Raw genomic sequence first — 284 nt, 5'->3', positions numbered from 1 at the left:
GTGCGGATGCTGTTGGGCGTGCCCGGCGGCGACGCTGCCGGGGTGCCGGTCGGGGAGCCGTCGGTGGTGACGGTGCTGGACAAGCTGACCTATTCCGGGAACCTGACTAACCTGGCGCCGGTGCGGGAGGATCCGCGGCTGCGGTTCGTGCGGGGTGACATCTGCGATCCGGCGTTGGTCGACGAGGTGGTGCCCGGGCACGACGTGATCGTCCACTTCGCCGCCGAGTCGCACGTGGACCGGTCGATCGCCGGCGCCGCGCCGTTCGTCGTCACGAACGTGCT

General features: G+C 70.8%; 1 protein-coding gene. It reads left to right on the top strand.

Annotated features, from left to right (window positions below; genetic code table 11):
• Positions 1 to 6: 6 nt before the first annotated feature.
• Positions 7 to 284: GDP-mannose 4,6-dehydratase (locus ACNAVT_RS31905; protein ID WP_416301723.1), on the top strand; the 278-nt coding region annotated here is incomplete at its 3' end.

The organism is Micromonospora sp. SL4-19, assembly GCF_047921475.1.
Classification (GTDB): domain Bacteria; phylum Actinomycetota; class Actinomycetes; order Mycobacteriales; family Micromonosporaceae; genus Micromonospora.
Note: the sequence above shows the minus strand (reverse complement) of the source record. Positions and strands in the feature narration are given on the sequence as shown.